General features: G+C 54.6%; 18 protein-coding genes. 11 read left to right on the top strand and 7 right to left on the bottom strand.

Annotated features, from left to right (window positions below):
- The first annotated feature begins 29 nt into the window (after nt 1-29).
- Nucleotides 30-1,475 (top strand): metalloprotease TldD, encoded by a 1,446-nt coding sequence (tldD, locus tag USH94_RS16070; protein WP_023309396.1) that lies wholly within the window; start codon nt 30-32, stop codon nt 1,473-1,475.
- Nucleotides 1,476-1,533: 58 nt separating this feature from the next.
- Here tldD and aaeR read toward each other — a convergent pair whose 3' ends face one another.
- Nucleotides 1,534-2,460 carry an HTH-type transcriptional activator AaeR gene (aaeR, locus tag USH94_RS16065; RefSeq protein ID WP_023616809.1) on the bottom strand — a complete coding sequence of 309 codons (927 nt, stop codon included), beginning with the start codon at nt 2,458-2,460 and terminating at the stop codon, nt 1,534-1,536.
- A gap of 180 nt (nt 2,461-2,640) precedes the next feature.
- Between aaeR and aaeX the strand changes: the two genes are divergently transcribed.
- From aaeX to USH94_RS16040, 5 genes are all read left to right on the top strand, one after another.
- Nucleotides 2,641-2,844: a p-hydroxybenzoic acid efflux pump operon protein AaeX gene (gene aaeX, locus USH94_RS16060; RefSeq protein ID WP_003860416.1), complete on the top strand. Its 204-nt coding sequence runs from the start codon at nt 2,641-2,643 to the stop codon at nt 2,842-2,844.
- Between the two features lie 7 nt (nt 2,845-2,851).
- On the top strand, nt 2,852-3,784 hold the full coding sequence (aaeA, locus tag USH94_RS16055) for a p-hydroxybenzoic acid efflux pump subunit AaeA (RefSeq protein ID WP_111964991.1): 933 nt from the start codon (nt 2,852-2,854) through the stop codon (nt 3,782-3,784).
- 5 nt (nt 3,785-3,789) lie between these two features.
- Nucleotides 3,790-5,757 carry a p-hydroxybenzoic acid efflux pump subunit AaeB gene (gene aaeB / locus USH94_RS16050; protein WP_111964990.1) on the top strand — a complete coding sequence of 656 codons (1,968 nt, stop codon included), beginning with the start codon at nt 3,790-3,792 and terminating at the stop codon, nt 5,755-5,757.
- 91 nt (nt 5,758-5,848) lie between these two features.
- A complete protein-coding gene (locus USH94_RS16045; protein ID WP_111964989.1) occupies nt 5,849-7,303 on the top strand; it encodes an NAD-dependent succinate-semialdehyde dehydrogenase in 1,455 nt (484 codons plus the stop codon).
- A gap of 45 nt (nt 7,304-7,348) precedes the next feature.
- Nucleotides 7,349-7,621 carry a barstar family protein gene (locus USH94_RS16040; protein ID WP_008502839.1) on the top strand — a complete coding sequence of 91 codons (273 nt, stop codon included), beginning with the start codon at nt 7,349-7,351 and terminating at the stop codon, nt 7,619-7,621.
- Between the two features lie 61 nt (nt 7,622-7,682).
- Here the strand turns inward: USH94_RS16040 and yhcN (USH94_RS16035) are convergent, their stop codons facing one another.
- The 3 genes from yhcN (USH94_RS16035) to argR form a co-directional block, all read right to left on the bottom strand.
- Nucleotides 7,683-7,949, bottom strand: a complete 267-nt coding sequence (gene yhcN / locus USH94_RS16035; protein WP_111964988.1) for a peroxide/acid stress response protein YhcN — start codon at nt 7,947-7,949, stop codon at nt 7,683-7,685.
- A 110-nt stretch (nt 7,950-8,059) separates the two neighbouring features.
- Nucleotides 8,060-8,323, bottom strand: a complete 264-nt coding sequence (yhcN, locus tag USH94_RS16030) for a peroxide/acid stress response protein YhcN (RefSeq protein WP_023309389.1) — start codon at nt 8,321-8,323, stop codon at nt 8,060-8,062.
- A gap of 374 nt (nt 8,324-8,697) precedes the next feature.
- Nucleotides 8,698-9,168 carry a transcriptional regulator ArgR gene (gene argR / locus USH94_RS16025; RefSeq protein ID WP_023309388.1) on the bottom strand — a complete coding sequence of 157 codons (471 nt, stop codon included), beginning with the start codon at nt 9,166-9,168 and terminating at the stop codon, nt 8,698-8,700.
- Nucleotides 9,169-9,565: 397 nt separating this feature from the next.
- Between argR and mdh the strand changes: the two genes are divergently transcribed.
- The gene (gene mdh, locus USH94_RS16020) at nt 9,566-10,504 is read left to right on the top strand and encodes a malate dehydrogenase (RefSeq protein WP_008502835.1); all 939 of its coding nucleotides are present in this window, start codon (nt 9,566-9,568) and stop codon (nt 10,502-10,504) included.
- Between the two features lie 55 nt (nt 10,505-10,559).
- Here mdh and degS read toward each other — a convergent pair whose 3' ends face one another.
- The 3 genes from degS to zapG all read right to left on the bottom strand — a co-directional run bounded on the left by degS (nt 10,560) and on the right by zapG (nt 13,656).
- Complete coding sequence (gene degS / locus USH94_RS16015) at nt 10,560-11,627, bottom strand: outer membrane-stress sensor serine endopeptidase DegS (RefSeq protein ID WP_111964987.1); 1,068 nt, start codon at nt 11,625-11,627, stop codon at nt 10,560-10,562.
- Between the two features lie 91 nt (nt 11,628-11,718).
- Nucleotides 11,719-13,086, bottom strand: coding sequence for a serine endoprotease DegQ (degQ, locus tag USH94_RS16010; RefSeq protein ID WP_111964986.1), 1,368 nt, complete (start codon nt 13,084-13,086; stop codon nt 11,719-11,721).
- Between the two features lie 171 nt (nt 13,087-13,257).
- Nucleotides 13,258-13,656, bottom strand: coding sequence for a Z-ring associated protein ZapG (zapG, locus tag USH94_RS16005; RefSeq protein ID WP_008502832.1), 399 nt, complete (start codon nt 13,654-13,656; stop codon nt 13,258-13,260).
- A gap of 189 nt (nt 13,657-13,845) precedes the next feature.
- On the opposite strand from zapG, the gene zapE reads away from it, so the two are divergent.
- The 4 genes from zapE to sspA all read left to right on the top strand — a co-directional run bounded on the left by zapE (nt 13,846) and on the right by sspA (nt 17,056).
- Complete coding sequence (zapE, locus tag USH94_RS16000; protein ID WP_111964985.1) at nt 13,846-14,970, top strand: cell division protein ZapE; 1,125 nt, start codon at nt 13,846-13,848, stop codon at nt 14,968-14,970.
- 302 nt (nt 14,971-15,272) lie between these two features.
- Nucleotides 15,273-15,701, top strand: coding sequence for a 50S ribosomal protein L13 (gene rplM, locus USH94_RS15995; protein ID WP_003860434.1), 429 nt, complete (start codon nt 15,273-15,275; stop codon nt 15,699-15,701).
- Between the two features lie 15 nt (nt 15,702-15,716).
- Nucleotides 15,717-16,109 carry a 30S ribosomal protein S9 gene (gene rpsI / locus USH94_RS15990; RefSeq protein ID WP_003860436.1) on the top strand — a complete coding sequence of 131 codons (393 nt, stop codon included), beginning with the start codon at nt 15,717-15,719 and terminating at the stop codon, nt 16,107-16,109.
- A 308-nt stretch (nt 16,110-16,417) separates the two neighbouring features.
- Nucleotides 16,418-17,056: a stringent starvation protein SspA gene (sspA, locus tag USH94_RS15985; RefSeq protein ID WP_014885418.1), complete on the top strand. Its 639-nt coding sequence runs from the start codon at nt 16,418-16,420 to the stop codon at nt 17,054-17,056.
- Nucleotides 17,057-17,058 lie beyond the last annotated feature (2 nt).

Raw genomic sequence — 17,058 nt, 5'->3', positions numbered from 1 at the left:
ACGGGCGGCAACGAACGAGTAGCAATACGATGAGTCTGAACCTGGTAAGTGAACATTTGCTCGCAGCGAACGGCCTGAATCATCAGGACCTGTTCTCCATTCTTGGTCAACTGACCGAACGCCGTCTCGACTACGGCGACCTTTATTTCCAGTCGAGCTATCACGAATCCTGGGTTTTAGAAGACAGCATCATTAAAGATGGCTCTTACAACATCGACCAGGGCGTCGGCGTCCGCGCCGTCAGCGGCGAGAAAACCGGTTTTGCCTATGCCGATCAGATTAGCCTGGCTGCACTTGAGCAGAGCGCGCAGGCCGCGCGTACCATTGTGCGTGATACCGGCGATGGTCGCGTGAAAACCCTTGGAGAAGTGCAGCACTCTGCGCTCTATACCAGCATCGATCCTCTGCAGAGCATGAGCCGTGAAGAGAAGCTGGATATCCTGCGTCGCGTGGACAAAGTCGCCCGCGCGGCGGATAAACGCGTGCAGGAAGTTTCAGCCAGCCTGAGCGGTGTGTATGAACTGATTCTGGTGGCGGCAACGGACGGCACTCTGGCGGCAGACGTTCGCCCGCTGGTACGTCTCTCCATCAGCGTGCAGGTCGACGACGATGGCAAACGCGAGCGCGGCTCAAGCGGTGGCGGCGGTCGTTTCGGCTATGACTGGTTCCTGGGCGACGTTGACGGTGAAGCGCGCGCTGACGCGTGGGCAAAAGAAGCCGTGCGCATGGCGCTGGTGAATCTGAATGCCGTCGCGGCGCCGGCGGGCTCATTCCCGGTGGTGCTGGGTGCTGGCTGGCCGGGCGTGCTGCTGCACGAGGCGGTAGGCCACGGCCTGGAAGGCGACTTTAACCGTCGCGGGACGTCGGTCTTCAGCGGTCAGATCGGGCAGCTTGTCTCCTCTGAACTGTGCACCGTGGTGGATGACGGCACGATGCGCGATCGTCGCGGCTCGGTGGCTATCGACGATGAAGGTACGCCCGGCCAGTACAACGTGCTGATCGAAAATGGCGTGCTGAAAGGCTACATGCAGGACAAACTCAACGCGCGCCTGATGGGCGTCGCGCCGACGGGCAACGGACGCCGTGAATCTTACGCGCATCTGCCGATGCCGCGTATGACCAATACCTACATGCTGCCGGGTAAATCCACGCCGCAGGAGATTATCGAATCCGTAGATTACGGTATCTTTGCGCCTAACTTTGGCGGCGGCCAGGTGGACATTACCTCCGGTAAGTTTGTCTTCTCTACTTCAGAGGCATACCTGATCGAGAAGGGCAAAGTGACCAAAGCGGTGAAAGGTGCGACGCTGATTGGCTCCGGTATTGAAGCCATGCAGCAGATCTCGATGGTCGGTAACGATCTGAAACTGGATAACGGCGTGGGCGTCTGCGGTAAAGAGGGCCAGAGCCTTCCGGTTGGCGTGGGCCAGCCAACGCTGAAAGTGGACAACCTGACGGTGGGCGGCACGGCGTAAGTTTTCCCGTCACTCTAACCCTCTCCCAAACCGGGAGAGGTGTCTCGAATTACAAAACCTATTCTTTCCTTCTTCCCCGCATCCCCTGAAACAGCTCTGCTACGTCCACAAAATACTCGGTCAGATAGTTAATACACACCTGCACCTTTAGCGGGAGTTTGTCTTTTTCGGTATACAGGGCGTACACCGGACGCGGATCGGACTGGTAGCGCGGGAAGAGGATCTCAAGCACGCCGCTGTTGATCTCGTTGATCACCCACATTAACGGCACGTAGGCAATCCCGGCGCCGGCCACCAGCCAGCGCGAAATGGTCATCGGATCGTTAGTGACAAATCGCCCTTCCGGCAGCAGTTTGGTGGAGATCCCTTCCGGGGCAATCAGCTCAAATTCATTGTCGGGCCGCACGCTGTATTCCAGCCACGAGTGGTTGGTGAGATCGGCGGGTTTCTCCGGAACACCGTACTGGGCCAGATAGCTCTTGGAAGCGCAGACGACCATCGGCATGCTGCCCAGCCGACGCGAGAACAGGCTGGAATCCTGCAGCGCGCCGACGCGGATCACCACGTCCAGACCGTCGGCAATCAGGTCCGGCGCCGGGATACCCGTCACCAGATTAACGGTAAGCCCGGGATACTCTTTCAGCATATCCGCCGTCATGGCAGCGAGAACATTTTGTGCCATAGTTGAAGAACACCCGATGCGCAGCGTGCCGATGGGGGTGTTGTTGAAGGCGTAGAGCTGTTCGTGAACATCCTGCACTTCCAGCAGCATACGGCGACAGCCCTGATAGTAAATTTTGCCCGCTTCCGTCAGGCCAATGCTGCGGGTGCTACGGTTGAGCAGCTTGACCTGAAGCTCATCTTCCAGTTTGGACACCGTCTGGCTGATGGATGAGACGCTCATCTGAAGCTGGCGTGCAGCGGCAGTAAAGGAGCCCAGTTCAACCACTTTGGCGAAGACCGACATGCGTTTTAAACGTTCCATTGTTCACTCTGGCTTAAAAGTGATTTAGATCACATATTATAGATAACAGCATAACAGTTACGTTAATATATTATTTATTACATAACGGCTGCGCCATTCTCGCCCGGCGTTTCTTGCTCTCCTGCGATGGCGTGCGCTAAAAAAATTCTGAAGCCTGCACTCTCTCTAATCAAGGTCAACATGAGTCTGTTTCCCGTTATCGTGGTGTTCGGTCTGTCCTTCCCACCGATATTTTTCGAGCTTCTCTTATCACTGGCGATCTTCTGGCTGGTGCGCAAGGTGCTGGTCCCTACCGGGATCTACGATTTCGTCTGGCACCCTGCATTGTTCAATACCGCGCTGTATTGCTGCCTGTTTTACCTGATATCGCGCATGTTTGTCTGAGGTTGATGTGAAAACGCTAACAAGAAAAATCTCCCGCACTGCCATCACCATGGCGCTGGTTATCCTCGCCTTCATCGCTATTTTCCGCGCCTGGGTTTATTACACCGAATCACCGTGGACGCGTGATGCACGCTTCAGCGCCGATGTGGTGGCAATAGCCCCTGACGTGGCCGGTCTTATCACGGCGGTCAACGTTCACGATAACCAGCTGGTGAAAAAAGATCAGGTTCTGTTCACCATCGACCAGCCTCGTTACCAGAAAGCGCTGGAAGAGGCGGAAGCGGACGTGGCCTATTACGAGGCGCTGGCTGCGGAGAAACGCCGCGAGGCTGGCCGCCGTAACCAGCTTGGCGTTCAGGCAATGTCCCGTGAAGAGATTGACCAGTCCAACAACGTGCTGCAAACCGTGCTGCACCAGCTGGCGAAAGCGCAGGCAACGCGCGATCTGGCGAAGCTCGATCTCGAGCGTACCGTGATCCGCGCGCCGTCCGATGGCTGGGTGACCAACCTTAACGTCTATGCCGGGGAATTCATTACCCGTGGCTCAACCGCCGTGGCGCTGGTGAAACAGAACTCCTTCTACGTACTCGCCTATATGGAAGAGACCAAGCTGGAAGGCGTACGCCCGGGCTACCGGGCAGAAATTACGCCGCTGGGCAGCAATCGCGTCTTTAAAGGAACTGTCGACAGCGTCGCCGCAGGGGTGACTAACTCCAGCAGTTCGAATGATGCTAAAGGGATGGCAACGGTGGATTCCAACCTCGAGTGGGTGCGTCTGGCCCAGCGCGTGCCGGTCCGTATCCACCTGGACGAACAGCAGGGCAATCTGTGGCCTGCGGGTACCACGGCGACGGTGGTGATTACCGGTGAAAAAGATCGGGATGCCAGCCAGGACTCGTTCTTCCGTAAAATCGCCCACCGCCTGCGCGAGTTTGGTTAATCGCTATGGGCATCTTTTCCATCGCCAGCCAGCACATTCGCTTCGCCGTGAAGCTGGCGTGTGCCATTGTGCTGGCGCTGTTTGTTGGCTTCCACTTCCAGCTTGAAACCCCTCGCTGGGCAGTGCTGACGGCTGCTATTGTCGCGGCGGGTCCGGCCTTTGCCGCGGGTGGGGAACCCTATTCAGGCGCGATCCGCTATCGCGGGATGCTGCGTATCATCGGGACGTTCATCGGCTGTCTCGCGGCGCTCACCATTATTATTCTGATGATCCGCACGCCGCTGCTGATGCTGATGGTGTGCTGTATCTGGGCGGGCTTCTGCACCTGGATCTCGTCTCTGGTGAAAGTGGAGAACTCCTACGCCTGGGGGCTGGCGGGCTATACCGCGCTGATTATTGTCATCACCATTCAGTCCGAGCCGCTGCTCGCCCCGCAGTTTGCAGTTGAGCGCTGCAGCGAGATTGTCATTGGTATCGTGAGTGCGATTGTCGCGGATCTGCTGTTCTCTCCGCGCTCCATCAAGCAGGAAGTCGACCGTGAGCTTGACGCGCTGATCGTTGCTCAATACCAGCTGATGCAGCTGTGTATTAAACACGGCGACAGCGAAGAGGTGGATAAAGCTTGGAGCGGGCTGGTTCGCCGCACGCAGGCGCTGGAAGGGATGCGTAGCAACCTTAACATGGAGTCCTCGCGCTGGGCCCGCGCAAATCGTCGCCTTAAAGCCCTCAATACTGTCTCTCTGACGCTGATTACCCAGGCATGTGAAACCTATCTGATTCAGAACACCCGGCCGGAAGCGGTCACTGACACGTTCCGCGAACTGTTCGCCGAGCCGGTGGAAACCGTGCAGGACGTGCATAAGCAGCTTAAGCGTATGCGCCGGGTGATTGCCTGGACTGGGGAGCGCGACACGCCGGTAACGATCTACACCTGGGTCGGCGCTGCGACGCGCTACCTGCTGCTGAAACGCGGCGTGATTGGTAACACCAAAATCAGCGCGGCAGAAGAAGAGGTACTGCAGGGCGAAGTGGTGATCAAGGCGGAATCCGCTGAGCGCCATCACGCGATGGTCAACTTCTGGCGTACGACGCTTGCCTGTATGCTCGGCACGTTGTTCTGGCTGTGGACGGGCTGGACGTCCGGCAACGGCGCGATGGTGATGATTGCCGTCGTTACCGCACTGGCGATGCGTCTGCCTAATCCGCGTATGGTCGCCATCGATTTCCTGTACGGCGCCATTGCCGCCCTGCCGATAGGCGCGCTCTACTTTCTGGTCATCATCCCGTCGACGCAACAGAGCATGCTGCTGCTCTGTATTAGCCTGGCGGTAATGGCGTTCTTTATCGGCATTGAAGTGCAAAAGCGGCGCCTGGGATCGCTGGGTGCGCTGGCGAGTACGATTAACATCATCGTGCTCGATAACCCGATGACCTTCCATTTCAGCCAGTTCCTGGACAGTGCGTTAGGTCAGCTGGTGGGCTGTTTCCTGGCCATGATGGTGATACTGCTGGTGCGGGATAACTCGCAGGCAAGAACGGGCCGCGTGCTGTTGAACCAGTTCGTGTCGGCTGCCGTGTCGTCTTTGACAACCAATACCGCGCGCCGTAAAGAGAACCACCTTCCCGCGCTCTACCAGCAGCTGTTTTTACTGCTGAACAAGTTCCCGGGCGACATCGCGAAATTCCGCCTGGCGTTAACCCTGATCATCGCGCACCAGCGTTTGCGTAACGCGCCCGTGCCGATCAACGACGATCTGTCGGCCTTCCACCGCCAGTTACGTCGTACCGCCGATCATGTGCTTTCCGCCGGCAGCGATGACAAACGGCGTCGTTACTTTACGCAGCTGCTTGAAGAGCTCGATGTCTATCAGGAAAAGCTCAAGCACTGGGAAGCGCCGCCTCAGGTGACCGAGCCGGTAGGAAGGCTAGTGTTTATGCTGCATCGCTACCAGAATGCCCTCACGGATAACTGACTGAAGTAAAAAAAACCGACGCCAAAAGCGTCGGTTTTTTTGTGGCTATACTTATTCCAGCACGTTCTTACATTTCAGAAAGGGAGGACACATGACGACCCAGGCGCTTCAGGACCACATCCTTTTTCAGACCGGCTATCTGGTCAACGGAATCTGGAAAACGCTGGATACGACCTTCGATGTGTTTAACCCCGCTACCGGGGAAGTCATCGCGAAAGTTGCCAAAGCGGGTAAATCACAAACCGAAGAGGCTATCGCAGCGGCTACCAAAGCCTTCCCGGCATGGCGTGCCAAAACCGCGAAAGAACGCTCGGCGATTCTCTACCGCTGGTATGAATTGATTATTGAGAATAAAAGCTGGCTCGGGCGGTTAATGACCACCGAACAGGGCAAACCCCTGAAAGAAGCGGAGGGCGAAGTGGAGTACGCCGCCAGCTTTATCCAGTGGTTTGCCGAAGAGGCTAAACGCGCGAACGGTGAAATTATTCCACCGATCAAACCTGGCTCACGCATTCTGGCGACCCGTGAACCCATTGGTGTGGTCGCTGCGATTACGCCGTGGAACTTCCCAATGGCCATGCTCACCCGCAAGTTAGGCCCGGCGCTGGCGGCCGGATGTACCGGAGTTATTAAACCGGCCAATAACACGCCGCTCAGCGCCTTTGCGCTGCTTACATTGGCTAAACAGGCGGGTGTGCCCGATGGCGTTCTCAACGCCGTTGCCGGGAATACGCATGAAATCAGCGATGCGATTATGGCAAGTCGCGACGTGCGTAAGATCTCCTTTACCGGCTCAACCTCCGTCGGCAAAACGCTGGTGCGTAACGCCGCCGAAACCATGAAGAAAGTCTCGATGGAGCTGGGGGGAAATGCCCCGTATATCGTTTTTGAGGATGCGGACATCGACGCAGCGGTTAAGGGCGCGATCGCCAACAAGTTCCGCAATGCCGGGCAGGTCTGCGTCAGCGTGAACCGTTTTTATATTCAGGAAACCGTCTACGACAAATTTGTGAATAAACTCGCCGATGCGGTGAATGCGCTGAAGGTGGGTAATGGTCTTGAGGAGGGGGTGGTCGTCGGGCCGCTGATTGAACCTACTGCGGTGAACAAAGTGCGTGAGCATGTCGACGACGCCGTTGCCCGGGGCGCAACCGTACTGGCAGGAGGTAAGCCTCATCCGCTTGGCGGGAATTTCTGGATGCCTACCGTATTGGGCGACTGCCATGAAGGCATGAAGCTGGCAGAAGAAGAGACGTTTGGCCCGGTGGCGGCGTGCTTCCGTTTCACCTCGGAAGATGAAGTCATCCAGTGCGCCAACAACACGCCCTATGGGCTGGCGGCTTACTTCTATACCCAGAATCTCTCACGGGTCTTCCGCGTTTCACAGGCTATCGAGAGCGGGATGATTGGCATTAACGAGTGCGCCGTCTCCACGGAGCTCGGGCCTTTTGGCGGCGTAAAAGAGTCAGGTCTTGGACGAGAAGGCTCCGTGCTGGGACTGGAAGAGTATCTGGAAGTTAAAACCCTGCATATTGGGGGATTATAATAGACAGGGCGGCAGCTGCCGCTCGCCTGGACTGGGTGGCTGGCAATGAAAACCTATACGTTTGATTTTGACGAGATCGACAGTCAGGAAGACTTCTACCGGGAATTTATCCGGGTGTTTGATCTTGAAAGGGAAAGCGTGACGAATCTGGATACGCTTTGGGACGTGGTCACCGGCAGTCTGTTGCCGCTCCCGCTGGAGATTGAGTTTATCCATTTGCCCGATAAGCTGCGAAGACGTTTTGGCGCGCTGATATTGCTGTTCGATGAAGCGGAAGAAGAGCTTGAAGGGCAGTTGCGCTTTAACGCGCGGCATTGAATGAAAAAAGCCCCTGACCATGAGGCCAGGGGCAAGTCGTATGATGAGATACGACGAGGGTTTATTTATACAGTTCTGCAGTTGCATGCCAGTGGTCACCCTGATTCAGTTCGGTGACGCGATAGCTGCTGGCACCTGCTTTTTCAGCTTTGGCGGCCAGTTCGTGACGGATATCCATCGGTGAGCCAGTGACAGACGTCACGGAGACGCTGCCCATACTCTGTAGATTTTGTGCCTGGTCGGCATTCACCTGCTGTACGGCTGCACTTGCGCCGAAAGAGAGAACGGATGCCAGACCAAGGGTTGCGATGATCAATTTGGTTTTCATAGTCTTTACTCCTGAATAGGGTTTTTACTCAACGGCGAGAAGGGTTGAACTGCTATTTTTATGCCTGGTGCCGTTGAGTGGAGATTTACGTTTTCAGCTATTACTAAAACTTATTTGTAGAGCTCAGCGGTGGCGTGCCAGTGGTCACCAGAACGCGCTTCGATGATGCGATAGGATGATGCACCCTGTTCTTCCGCTTTTTTGTTCAGCATCTCATGCATGTCCATTGGCGATGTGCCGACCGCGCCGACAGAAACCGTACCGATGGCCTGGCGGGATTGCGCCTGGTCAGCATTAATAGAGTCAGCCGCGAAAGCACCAAATGACAGGACAGACAGGACGCTCAGAGCCGCTACAGTTGATTTGATTTTCATGATTCTTACCTCGTCGAATTTTTTAGTGGGGTCTTGTTTCGTGACCCTCATCACAAAATCAAGTATACACTAATAACGGTAAAAATTAATACCAGACTAATGGTTTCTTTTGTTATTACGTGTTAACCAGTCCTTTTTTTATAACCAAACTGCATAATATTGGGTATTTTTGCACGCCTTAGTTGGTTATAACTAATAAAATCATATGGATATCAACTTTTGATTTTTTGTGCGATTCTTTGATTTAGCATTCACCATGTGAATGTTAATGGGTGGTAAAAAGCACTATTTGTCAAAGTGAAGGGCAGTAGAAAAGAGGGGAGAACGCAGCGGAAGCAGAACGATCCCCGCAGCGGCGCTACGGGGAGAGGGGATTAGAGTTCCTGTTCGAACAGAACCAGAATCGCTTCGTGGAGATCTTTCACGGAAAAACCGCTAGCCGGTGTGGTAAAGATGGTGTCATCGCCGGCGATAGTCCCGAGGATACCCTCCGTTTTACCCAGCGAGTCCAGCATGCGGGCAATCAGCTGTGCGGCGCCGGGGCTTGTGTGGATCACCACTACGGCGTCGTTATGATCGATATCCAGAACCAGATTTTTGAGCGGGCTGGAGGTGGTCGGCACGCCAAGTTCTGCTGGCAGGCAATAGACCATCTCCATCTTGGCGTTACGGGTACGCACTGCGCCAAATTTCGTTAACATGCGGGAGACTTTCGACTGATTGATGTTATCGAAGCCTTGTTCCTGCAGCGCCTGAACAATTTCTCCCTGAGAACTGAATTTCTCTTCTTTAAGTAGCGCTTTAAACGCCTTTACTAATTCTTCTTGCTTAGACGAGCTTCGCATAAGTCACCCGGAATATGACGATAGAAACAACATTATTATGCATGTGGATGAATTTTTATGCAAATTATCTACTCAGCGCCAGGCTGAAATAATGTTATGAAAGGGAGTGATTTTATCAGATTTCGTTATCAGAAAACATGCCTGGGTCACGCCGCGCAAATAAGCTTAAAAGTAAATTAAATGTTATCAAAATGATGTTGTTTTGGTGGCGGGGCAGGGTGTATTGTAACCACCTCTTAATGCGTTGCCCTCTGTCGTCAGATAGTTTTCTGGTGAGAGATAAAGTCGCGTGACCTCAAATTCTTTAGCTACGAAAATTGTAATTATTTACTTGCTGAATTATGGTCGCCGCAACGGATTTACAGATACTTAAGTTAACCATAATAAGGAGTTTAGGATGAAAGTCGCAGTCCTCGGCGCTGCTGGTGGTATCGGCCAGGCGCTTGCCCTACTACTGAAAACCCAACTGCCTTCAGGCTCAGAACTCTCCCTGTACGATATTGCTCCGGTAACCCCAGGCGTGGCGGTTGACCTGAGCCACATCCCAACTGCTGTAAAAATCAAAGGCTTCTCCGGTGAAGATGCACGTCCTGCACTGCAGGGTGCCGACGTGGTGCTGATTTCTGCAGGCGTGGCGCGTAAGCCGGGCATGGATCGTTCAGACCTGTTCAACGTCAACGCGGGCATCGTGAAAAACCTGGTGCAGCAGATTGCTGAAGTGTGCCCGAAAGCGTGCATCGGTATCATCACTAACCCGGTGAACACCACCGTTGCTATCGCGGCAGAAGTGCTGAAGAAAGCAGGTGTTTACGACAAAAACAAACTGTTCGGCGTAACCACGCTGGATATCATCCGTTCTAACACCTTTGTTGCTGAGCTGAAGGGCAAACAGCCAACAGAAGTCGAAGTTCCGGTCATCGGCGGTCACTCTGGCGTCACCATCCTGCCTCTGCTGTCGCAGATCCCAGGCGTGAGCTTCACCGAGCAGGAAGTGGCTGACCTGACTAAACGCATCCAGAATGCGGGCACCGAAGTGGTGGAAGCGAAGGCGGGTGGCGGTTCTGCAACCCTGTCTATGGGCCAGGCGGCTGCACGTTTCGGTCTGTCACTGGTTCGCGCTCTGCAGGGCGAGAAAGGCGTTGTTGAATGCGCTTACGTTGAAGGCGATGGCGAACACGCTCGCTTCTTCTCTCAGCCGCTGCTGCTGGGTAAAAACGGTATCGAAGAGCGTAAATCCATTGGTACCCTGAGCGCGTTTGAACAACACGCGATGGAAGGCATGCTGGATACGCTGAAGAAAGATATCACCCTGGGCGAAGAGTTCGTTAACAAGTAATACGAACCGTCTCCCGGCAAAAAACGGAGCTTATCGCTCCGTTTTTTTATGCCTGTCAGTTTGTTGCCGGGTATTCCTGAATCGTTACGTGCAGCGTCAGTTTCTTATCGTTGCGCATGACCTCAACAGGGATGATAGAACCCGGGCGAATTTCCGCCACCTGATCCATCGTCTCCAGCGCAGAGACCGCCGGCGTGCCGTTGACCGACACAATCACATCGTTTACCTGAATTCCCGCGTTGGCAGCCGGACCCCCTGGCGCCACCTCGTTAACCACGATGCCCTGGATCTGATCGATTCCGCCGCCCTGGGTATGCATCGGCGCAATTTCGCGCCCGCCGATACCGATATAGCCGCGGATCACGCGTCCGTCGCGGATCAATTTATCCATAATTTTGGTCGCCAGCTGGAACGGAATGGCAAAGCCGATCCCTTCCGGCGTCTCACCGTCGTTGCTCTTGTCGAACGAGAGGGTGTTGATGCCCATCAGTTCGCCCAGCGAGTTGACCAGCGCACCGCCGGAGTTACCGTGGTTGATGGAGGCATCGGTTTGCAGGAAATTCTGCCGTCCGGATGGGTTGAGGCCGATACGACCGGTCGCGCTGATAATCCCCTGGGTGATGGTCTGGCCCAGGTTGTAAGGGTTACCAATCGCCAGGACGACATCACCAATATGCGGGGTACGTTTACGGTTGATCGGGATGACCGGCAAACCGCCCGTGGCGTTAATCTTCAGGACGGCCAGATCGGTCAGGCTGTCAGACCCAACGAGTAATGCCTCAAACACGCGGCCATCCTGCAGGGCGACGATGATCTGGTCGGCGTCATTTATCACGTGCTTGTTAGTAATAATGTAGCCGCGCTCGTCCATGATCACGCCGGAGCCGAGGGTGCGGATCTCCAGCTGGTTGTGGGCTGAGCTATTCAGGCCACGGTTATAGACGTTAACTACGGCGGGGGCGGCTCGGCGGACGGCCTGGTTATAGGTGGCCGGCGTTTCATCCGTGCTATCAAACTGGGGAGCAGACAGTTTATTGAACTGACGTAAAGACGGCAGCGCCAGCAGCAGCAGGCCAGCGACAATCAAACCGATGACAATAGAACGTAAGAGCTTTGAAAGCATGATGCGCGTTTCGTTAAAAAAGGAACGATTTGCAGCATAACATGAGTTATCCGGACATCACATGCAGCGGTGATGTCCGGATCGCAAATGCTTAGCGCAACAGAATATAGATAGACTCATTGCCGCGCATGACCTGCAGGGCAACAACCGCCGGTTTGCTTTCCAGCACCTTGCGCAGTTCGGCAATAGACTGCACGCGATTGCGGTTTACACCGATGATCACGTCATCCTGATGCAATCCGGCCTGCGCGGCAGGGCTGCTCTTCTCGACGGTGTCGATGCTAATGCCTTTCGTACCGTCTTTCAGCTGCCCGTCGCTCAACGTAGCCCCTTGCAGCGCCGGGGCAATAAGCTCCGCGCTGGCCGAGGAAGAGGTGCTCTTATCCAGCGTCACTTCAACGTCAAACGGCTTACCGTCACGTATCAGGCCCAGCTTCACTTTGGCGCCAGGTTCGGTTGTGGCAATCCGCGAACGCAGTTCTGCAAAGCTGTTCAGCGGTTTGTCGTTCAGGCTGACGATCACATCCCCCGATTTCACGCCCGCTTTTGCGGAACCGGAGTTTGGCAGCACTTCACTGACAAACGCCCCGCGCTGTACATTGATGTTGAACGCTTTTGCGATATCAGCGCTCATCTCCATACCTTTAATGCCCAGCAGCCCGCGTTTGATTTCACCGAACTGGATCAGCTGCTGCGCCAGGGTTTTGGCCATATTGCTGGGGATAGCAAAACCGATCCCGATGCTGCCGCCGCCCGGTGCCAGAATCGCCGTGTTAATCCCAATCAGCTCGCCGTTAAGGTTGAGCAATGCCCCGCCGGAGTTTCCACGGTTGATTGAGGCATCGGTCTGGATAAAGTTTTCCAACCCCTCCAGATTCAGGCCGCTACGCCCCAGCGCGGAGACGATCCCGGAGGTGGCGGTTTGCCCTAAGCCAAAGGGGTTGCCCACGGCGACGGCAAAGTCGCCGACGCGCAGTTTGTCAGAATCCGCGATGGCAATCTGGGTCAGATTGCTCGGGTTTTGCACCTGCAGCAGCGCGATGTCGCTCTGGTCATCGCCGCCAATCAGTTTGGCATCAAATTCGCGGCCATCGTTTAGCTGGACGCTTATTTTATCGGCCTGGCTGATGACATGGTTGTTAGTCAGAATATAGCCTTTAGCTGCATCAATAATGACGCCAGAGCCCAGGCCTTCAAAAGGCTGCGCCTGCTGGTCGGGAGACTCATCGCCAAAATATTTTTTCAGTTCTTCAGGGACGCGTTGGCTTTGTACCGCCGTGCCTTCAACCTGAACGCTGACGACCGCAGGCAACACTTTTTCCAGCATGGGCGCGAGGCTGGGAATGGCCGCCTGGCCAGGCACCTGGGAGGGGAGAGCAGCGAATACAGGGACGGACGCCGAGAGAGATAACCCGACACTTAACGCGATAGCGCTCAACAGCTGGTTTTTTTTCTTCATCGATGTTGACTCTCGTAACCTGGAATAAAGGAAAAACGGCCCCAAAAACACGTTGATGTTATTGAATTTTAAACCGCTGAACAATGAGGTGTTTAACTAAATGATAGCTGGGGTCATGAAGAAAGGACGGGCGCAATCGCTGCGCCCGTAAAATAAATTCAGGTTGTGCGATTAATCGCGTTTTACACCGCCGCGCAGCAGGCCGGACGCGCCATCGGAGTAGTCGCGAGGCATCTGAACGGGCGCCTGATCGTTACCGGCCTCAGAGTCAGCCAGACGGTTGCGGAATGGGTTAGTTTCAGCGGTCATTTCCGGCAGCAGGCTGCTGGAGCTTTTTGCCATATGTTGATACAGCTGACGATAGTCGGTCGCCATGTTGTCCAGCAGCTCGGCGCTGCGGGCAAAATGGCTGACCAGCTCTTCACGATACTCTTCCAGCTCGGCTTTGTTCTTTTCCAGTTCGTATTGCAGTGACTGCTGCTGACGCAATTTGCGATTACCGAAACGCATGGCCACAGCACCGATGACGATGCCGACGACTAAACCGATTAGCGCATATTCCCAGGTCATGAACTTCTCCCGTTGTCTTGTTGTTCCGTAGGGTGTTGGCTCGGCTCCTGCCTGTGCCTGATAATGCCACTATAACCGCTATTTCTGCAGAAGTGGAATCCTGACGTATCATCGCGTAGTGTAGAACGGCCTTTTTTTCATCAGTCACGTCTGCTGGTGAGCGTTAATTGAAGGAATAACAATAAAATTATGCAAAACCTGTCCCCTGCATCGCGATATCAACTGGCCCTTAGCGAGGGCACTCATCAGCCTGATGACGTTCAACGTGAGGCGGTAAACCGTCTGGAGATGATTTACCAGGAGCTCACGGCAAAACCCGCTGAAACCGAACAGAATGGCGGGCTAAAGGCGGCGTTTGGGCGGTTGCTCGGTAAAAAAGCGCCACAGGCTCACGCGCCGGCGCGCGGTTTATACATGTGGGGCGGGGTCGGTCGCGGAAAAACCTGGCTGATGGACATGTTCTACCAGAGCCTGCCGGGGGGGCGTAAACAGCGTCTGCACTTTCACCGCTTTATGCTGCGGGTGCATGAAGAGCTGACTGCGCTGCAGGGTAAAAGCGATCCGCTGGAGATTGTGGCCGACCGGTTCAAGGCGGAAACGGACGTACTCTGCTTCGATGAGTTTTTTGTGTCTGACATCACCGATGCCATGCTGTTAGGCGGCCTGATGAAGGCGTTATTTGCCCGCGGGATTACGCTGGTGGCCACGTCGAATATCCCGCCGGACGATCTGTACCGCAACGGCCTGCAGCGGGCACGCTTCCTGCCCGCCATTGACGCTATCAAACAGCATTGTGACATTATGAACGTCGATGCCGGTGTCGATTATCGTCTGCGCACGCTGACCCAGGCGCACCTGTGGCTTTCGCCGCTAAATGCCGATACCACCCGCGAGATGGATACACTTTGGCTGGCGCTGGCGGGGGCAAAACGCGAGCACGCCCCGGAACTCGAGATTAACCATCGCCCGCTCCTCACCCTTGGCGTCGAAAACCAAACGCTGGCGGTCTCCTTTACGACGCTTTGCGTGGATGCCCGCAGCCAGCACGACTACATTGCGCTTTCACGTCTGTTCCACACCGTGATGGTGCTGGATGTGCCGGTGATGACGCGGCTGATGGAGAGCGAAGCACGACGCTTCATTGCGCTGGTGGACGAGTTTTATGAGCGCCACGTCAAGCTGGTGGTCAGCGCCGAGGTACCTTTATATGAGATTTACCAGGGAGAGCGGCTGAAGTTTGAGTTCCAGCGCTGCCTGTCTCGCCTGCAGGAGATGCAGAGCGAGGAGTACCTGAAGCTGGAGCATATGCCGTAATAAATACCACCCTCTCCCTGAGAAGGGAGCCTTGTAGGCCGGGTAAGGCGCAGCCGCCACCCGGCATTTTCCGTGGCCCCGAAAAACCCATTCCAAATCACATTTAAGGGTCGATCTTTGACCTCAACTTCTCTATAATCTTGCGACCCCACGTTACGAGAAGGTTTTTTTCCCGAAACTTTCTATGTGTCGGCATGTGCTATTCGAAGGGGTAGGTTTGCCGGACTTTGTCGTGTGAACCTCAACTGACTAAACGTTTGGGTGTTCACCAACGTGTAACTTATTATTTGGGTAAGCTTTTAATGAAAACTTTTACAGCTAAACCAGAAACCGTACAGCGCGACTGGTATGTTGTTGACGCGACCGGTAAAACTCTGGGCCGTCTGGCTACTGAACTGGCTCGTCGCCTGCGCGGTAAGCATAAAGCGGAATACACTCCGCACGTTGATACCGGTGATTACATCATCGTTCTGAACGCTGATAAAGTTGCTGTAACCGGCAACAAGCGTACTGACAAAATGTACTACCACCACACCGGCCACATCGGTGGTATCAAAGAAGCGACCTTTGAAGAGATGATTGCCCGCCGTCCTGAGCGTGTGATTGAAATCGCGGTTAAAGGCATGCTGCCAAAAGGCCCGCTGGGTCGTGCTATGTTCCGTAAACTGAAAGTTTACGCAGGCAACGAGCACAACCACGCGGCACAGCAACCGCAAGTTCTTGACATCTAATCGGGATTATAGGCAATGGCTGAAAATCAATACTACGGCACTGGTCGCCGCAAAAGTTCCGCAGCTCGCGTTTTCATCAAACCGGGCAGTGGTAAAATCGTAATCAACCAGCGTTCTCTGGAACAATACTTCGGTCGCGAAACTGCCCGCATGGTAGTTCGCCAGCCGCTGGAACTGGTTGACATGGTAGAAAAACTGGATCTGTACATCACCGTTAAAGGTGGTGGTATCTCCGGTCAGGCAGGTGCGATCCGTCACGGTATCACCCGCGCTCTGATGGAGTACGACGAATCCCTGCGTTCTGAACTGCGTAAAGCTGGCTTCGTTACTCGTGACGCGCGTCAGGTTGAACGTAAGAAAGTGGGTCTGCGTAAAGCACGTCGTCGTCCACAGTTCTCCAAACGTTAATCCATTCTGCTTACGCAGAACGATTGGCGAAAAACCCGCTTCGGCGGGTTTTTTTATGGATAATGCGCAGGTTATCCACAATATCCATGCATATATCTTCTCTTTTTCCACATTTCCAGAATCCCCTCACCACAAAGCCATCAAAATCTGGTAAACTATCATCCAATTTTCTGCCCAAATATCGGTGAATACTCGATTTTTGTTCGATTCTTGAACAATGTGTTTTCTCTGGGATGGGCGATACAACATCTGGCTGGCCCCTGTTGGGCTGGTAGCAGTAAAAATTCTGAATATACCTGGAGGTTTTCATGGCTGTCGCTGCCAACAAACGTTCGGTAATGACGCTGTTTTCTGGTCCTACTGACATTTATAGCCATCAGGTTCGTATCGTGCTGGCCGAGAAGGGTGTCAGTTTTGAGATCGAGCATGTGGAAAAGGATAACCCGCCTCAGGATCTGATCGATCTCAACCCGAGCCAAAGCGTACCGACGCTGGTGGATCGCGAGCTGACCCTGTGGGAATCCCGTATCATTATGGAATATCTGGATGAGCGTTTCCCGCATCCGCCGCTGATGCCTGTTTACCCTGTCGCGCGTGGTGAAAGCCGCCTGTACATGCAGCGTATCGAAAAAGACTGGTACTCGCTGATGAACGTGATTACCAGCGGTTCCGCTTCTGAAGCTGACGCTGCGCGTAAGCAACTGCGTGAAGAGCTGCTGGCAATCGCCCCGGTGTTTGGTCAGAAACCGTTCTTCCTGAGCGATGAGTTCAGCCTGGTGGATTGCTACCTGGCACCGCTGTTGTGGCGTCTGCCGACCCTGGGCGTAGAGTTCAGCGGTCCTGGCGCGAAAGAGCTGAAGGGCTACATGACTCGCGTCTTTGAGCGCGACTCTTTCCTGGCATCCTTAACTGAACCGGAACGTGAAATGCGTCTCGGCCGAGGCTAATG

It is taken from the genome of Enterobacter sp. 148H3 (genome assembly GCF_034107425.1).
Lineage (GTDB): Bacteria > Pseudomonadota > Gammaproteobacteria > Enterobacterales > Enterobacteriaceae > Enterobacter > Enterobacter vonholyi.
The sequence above is the reverse complement of the archived record's forward strand: the minus strand, read 5'-3'. Positions and strand labels throughout refer to the sequence as shown.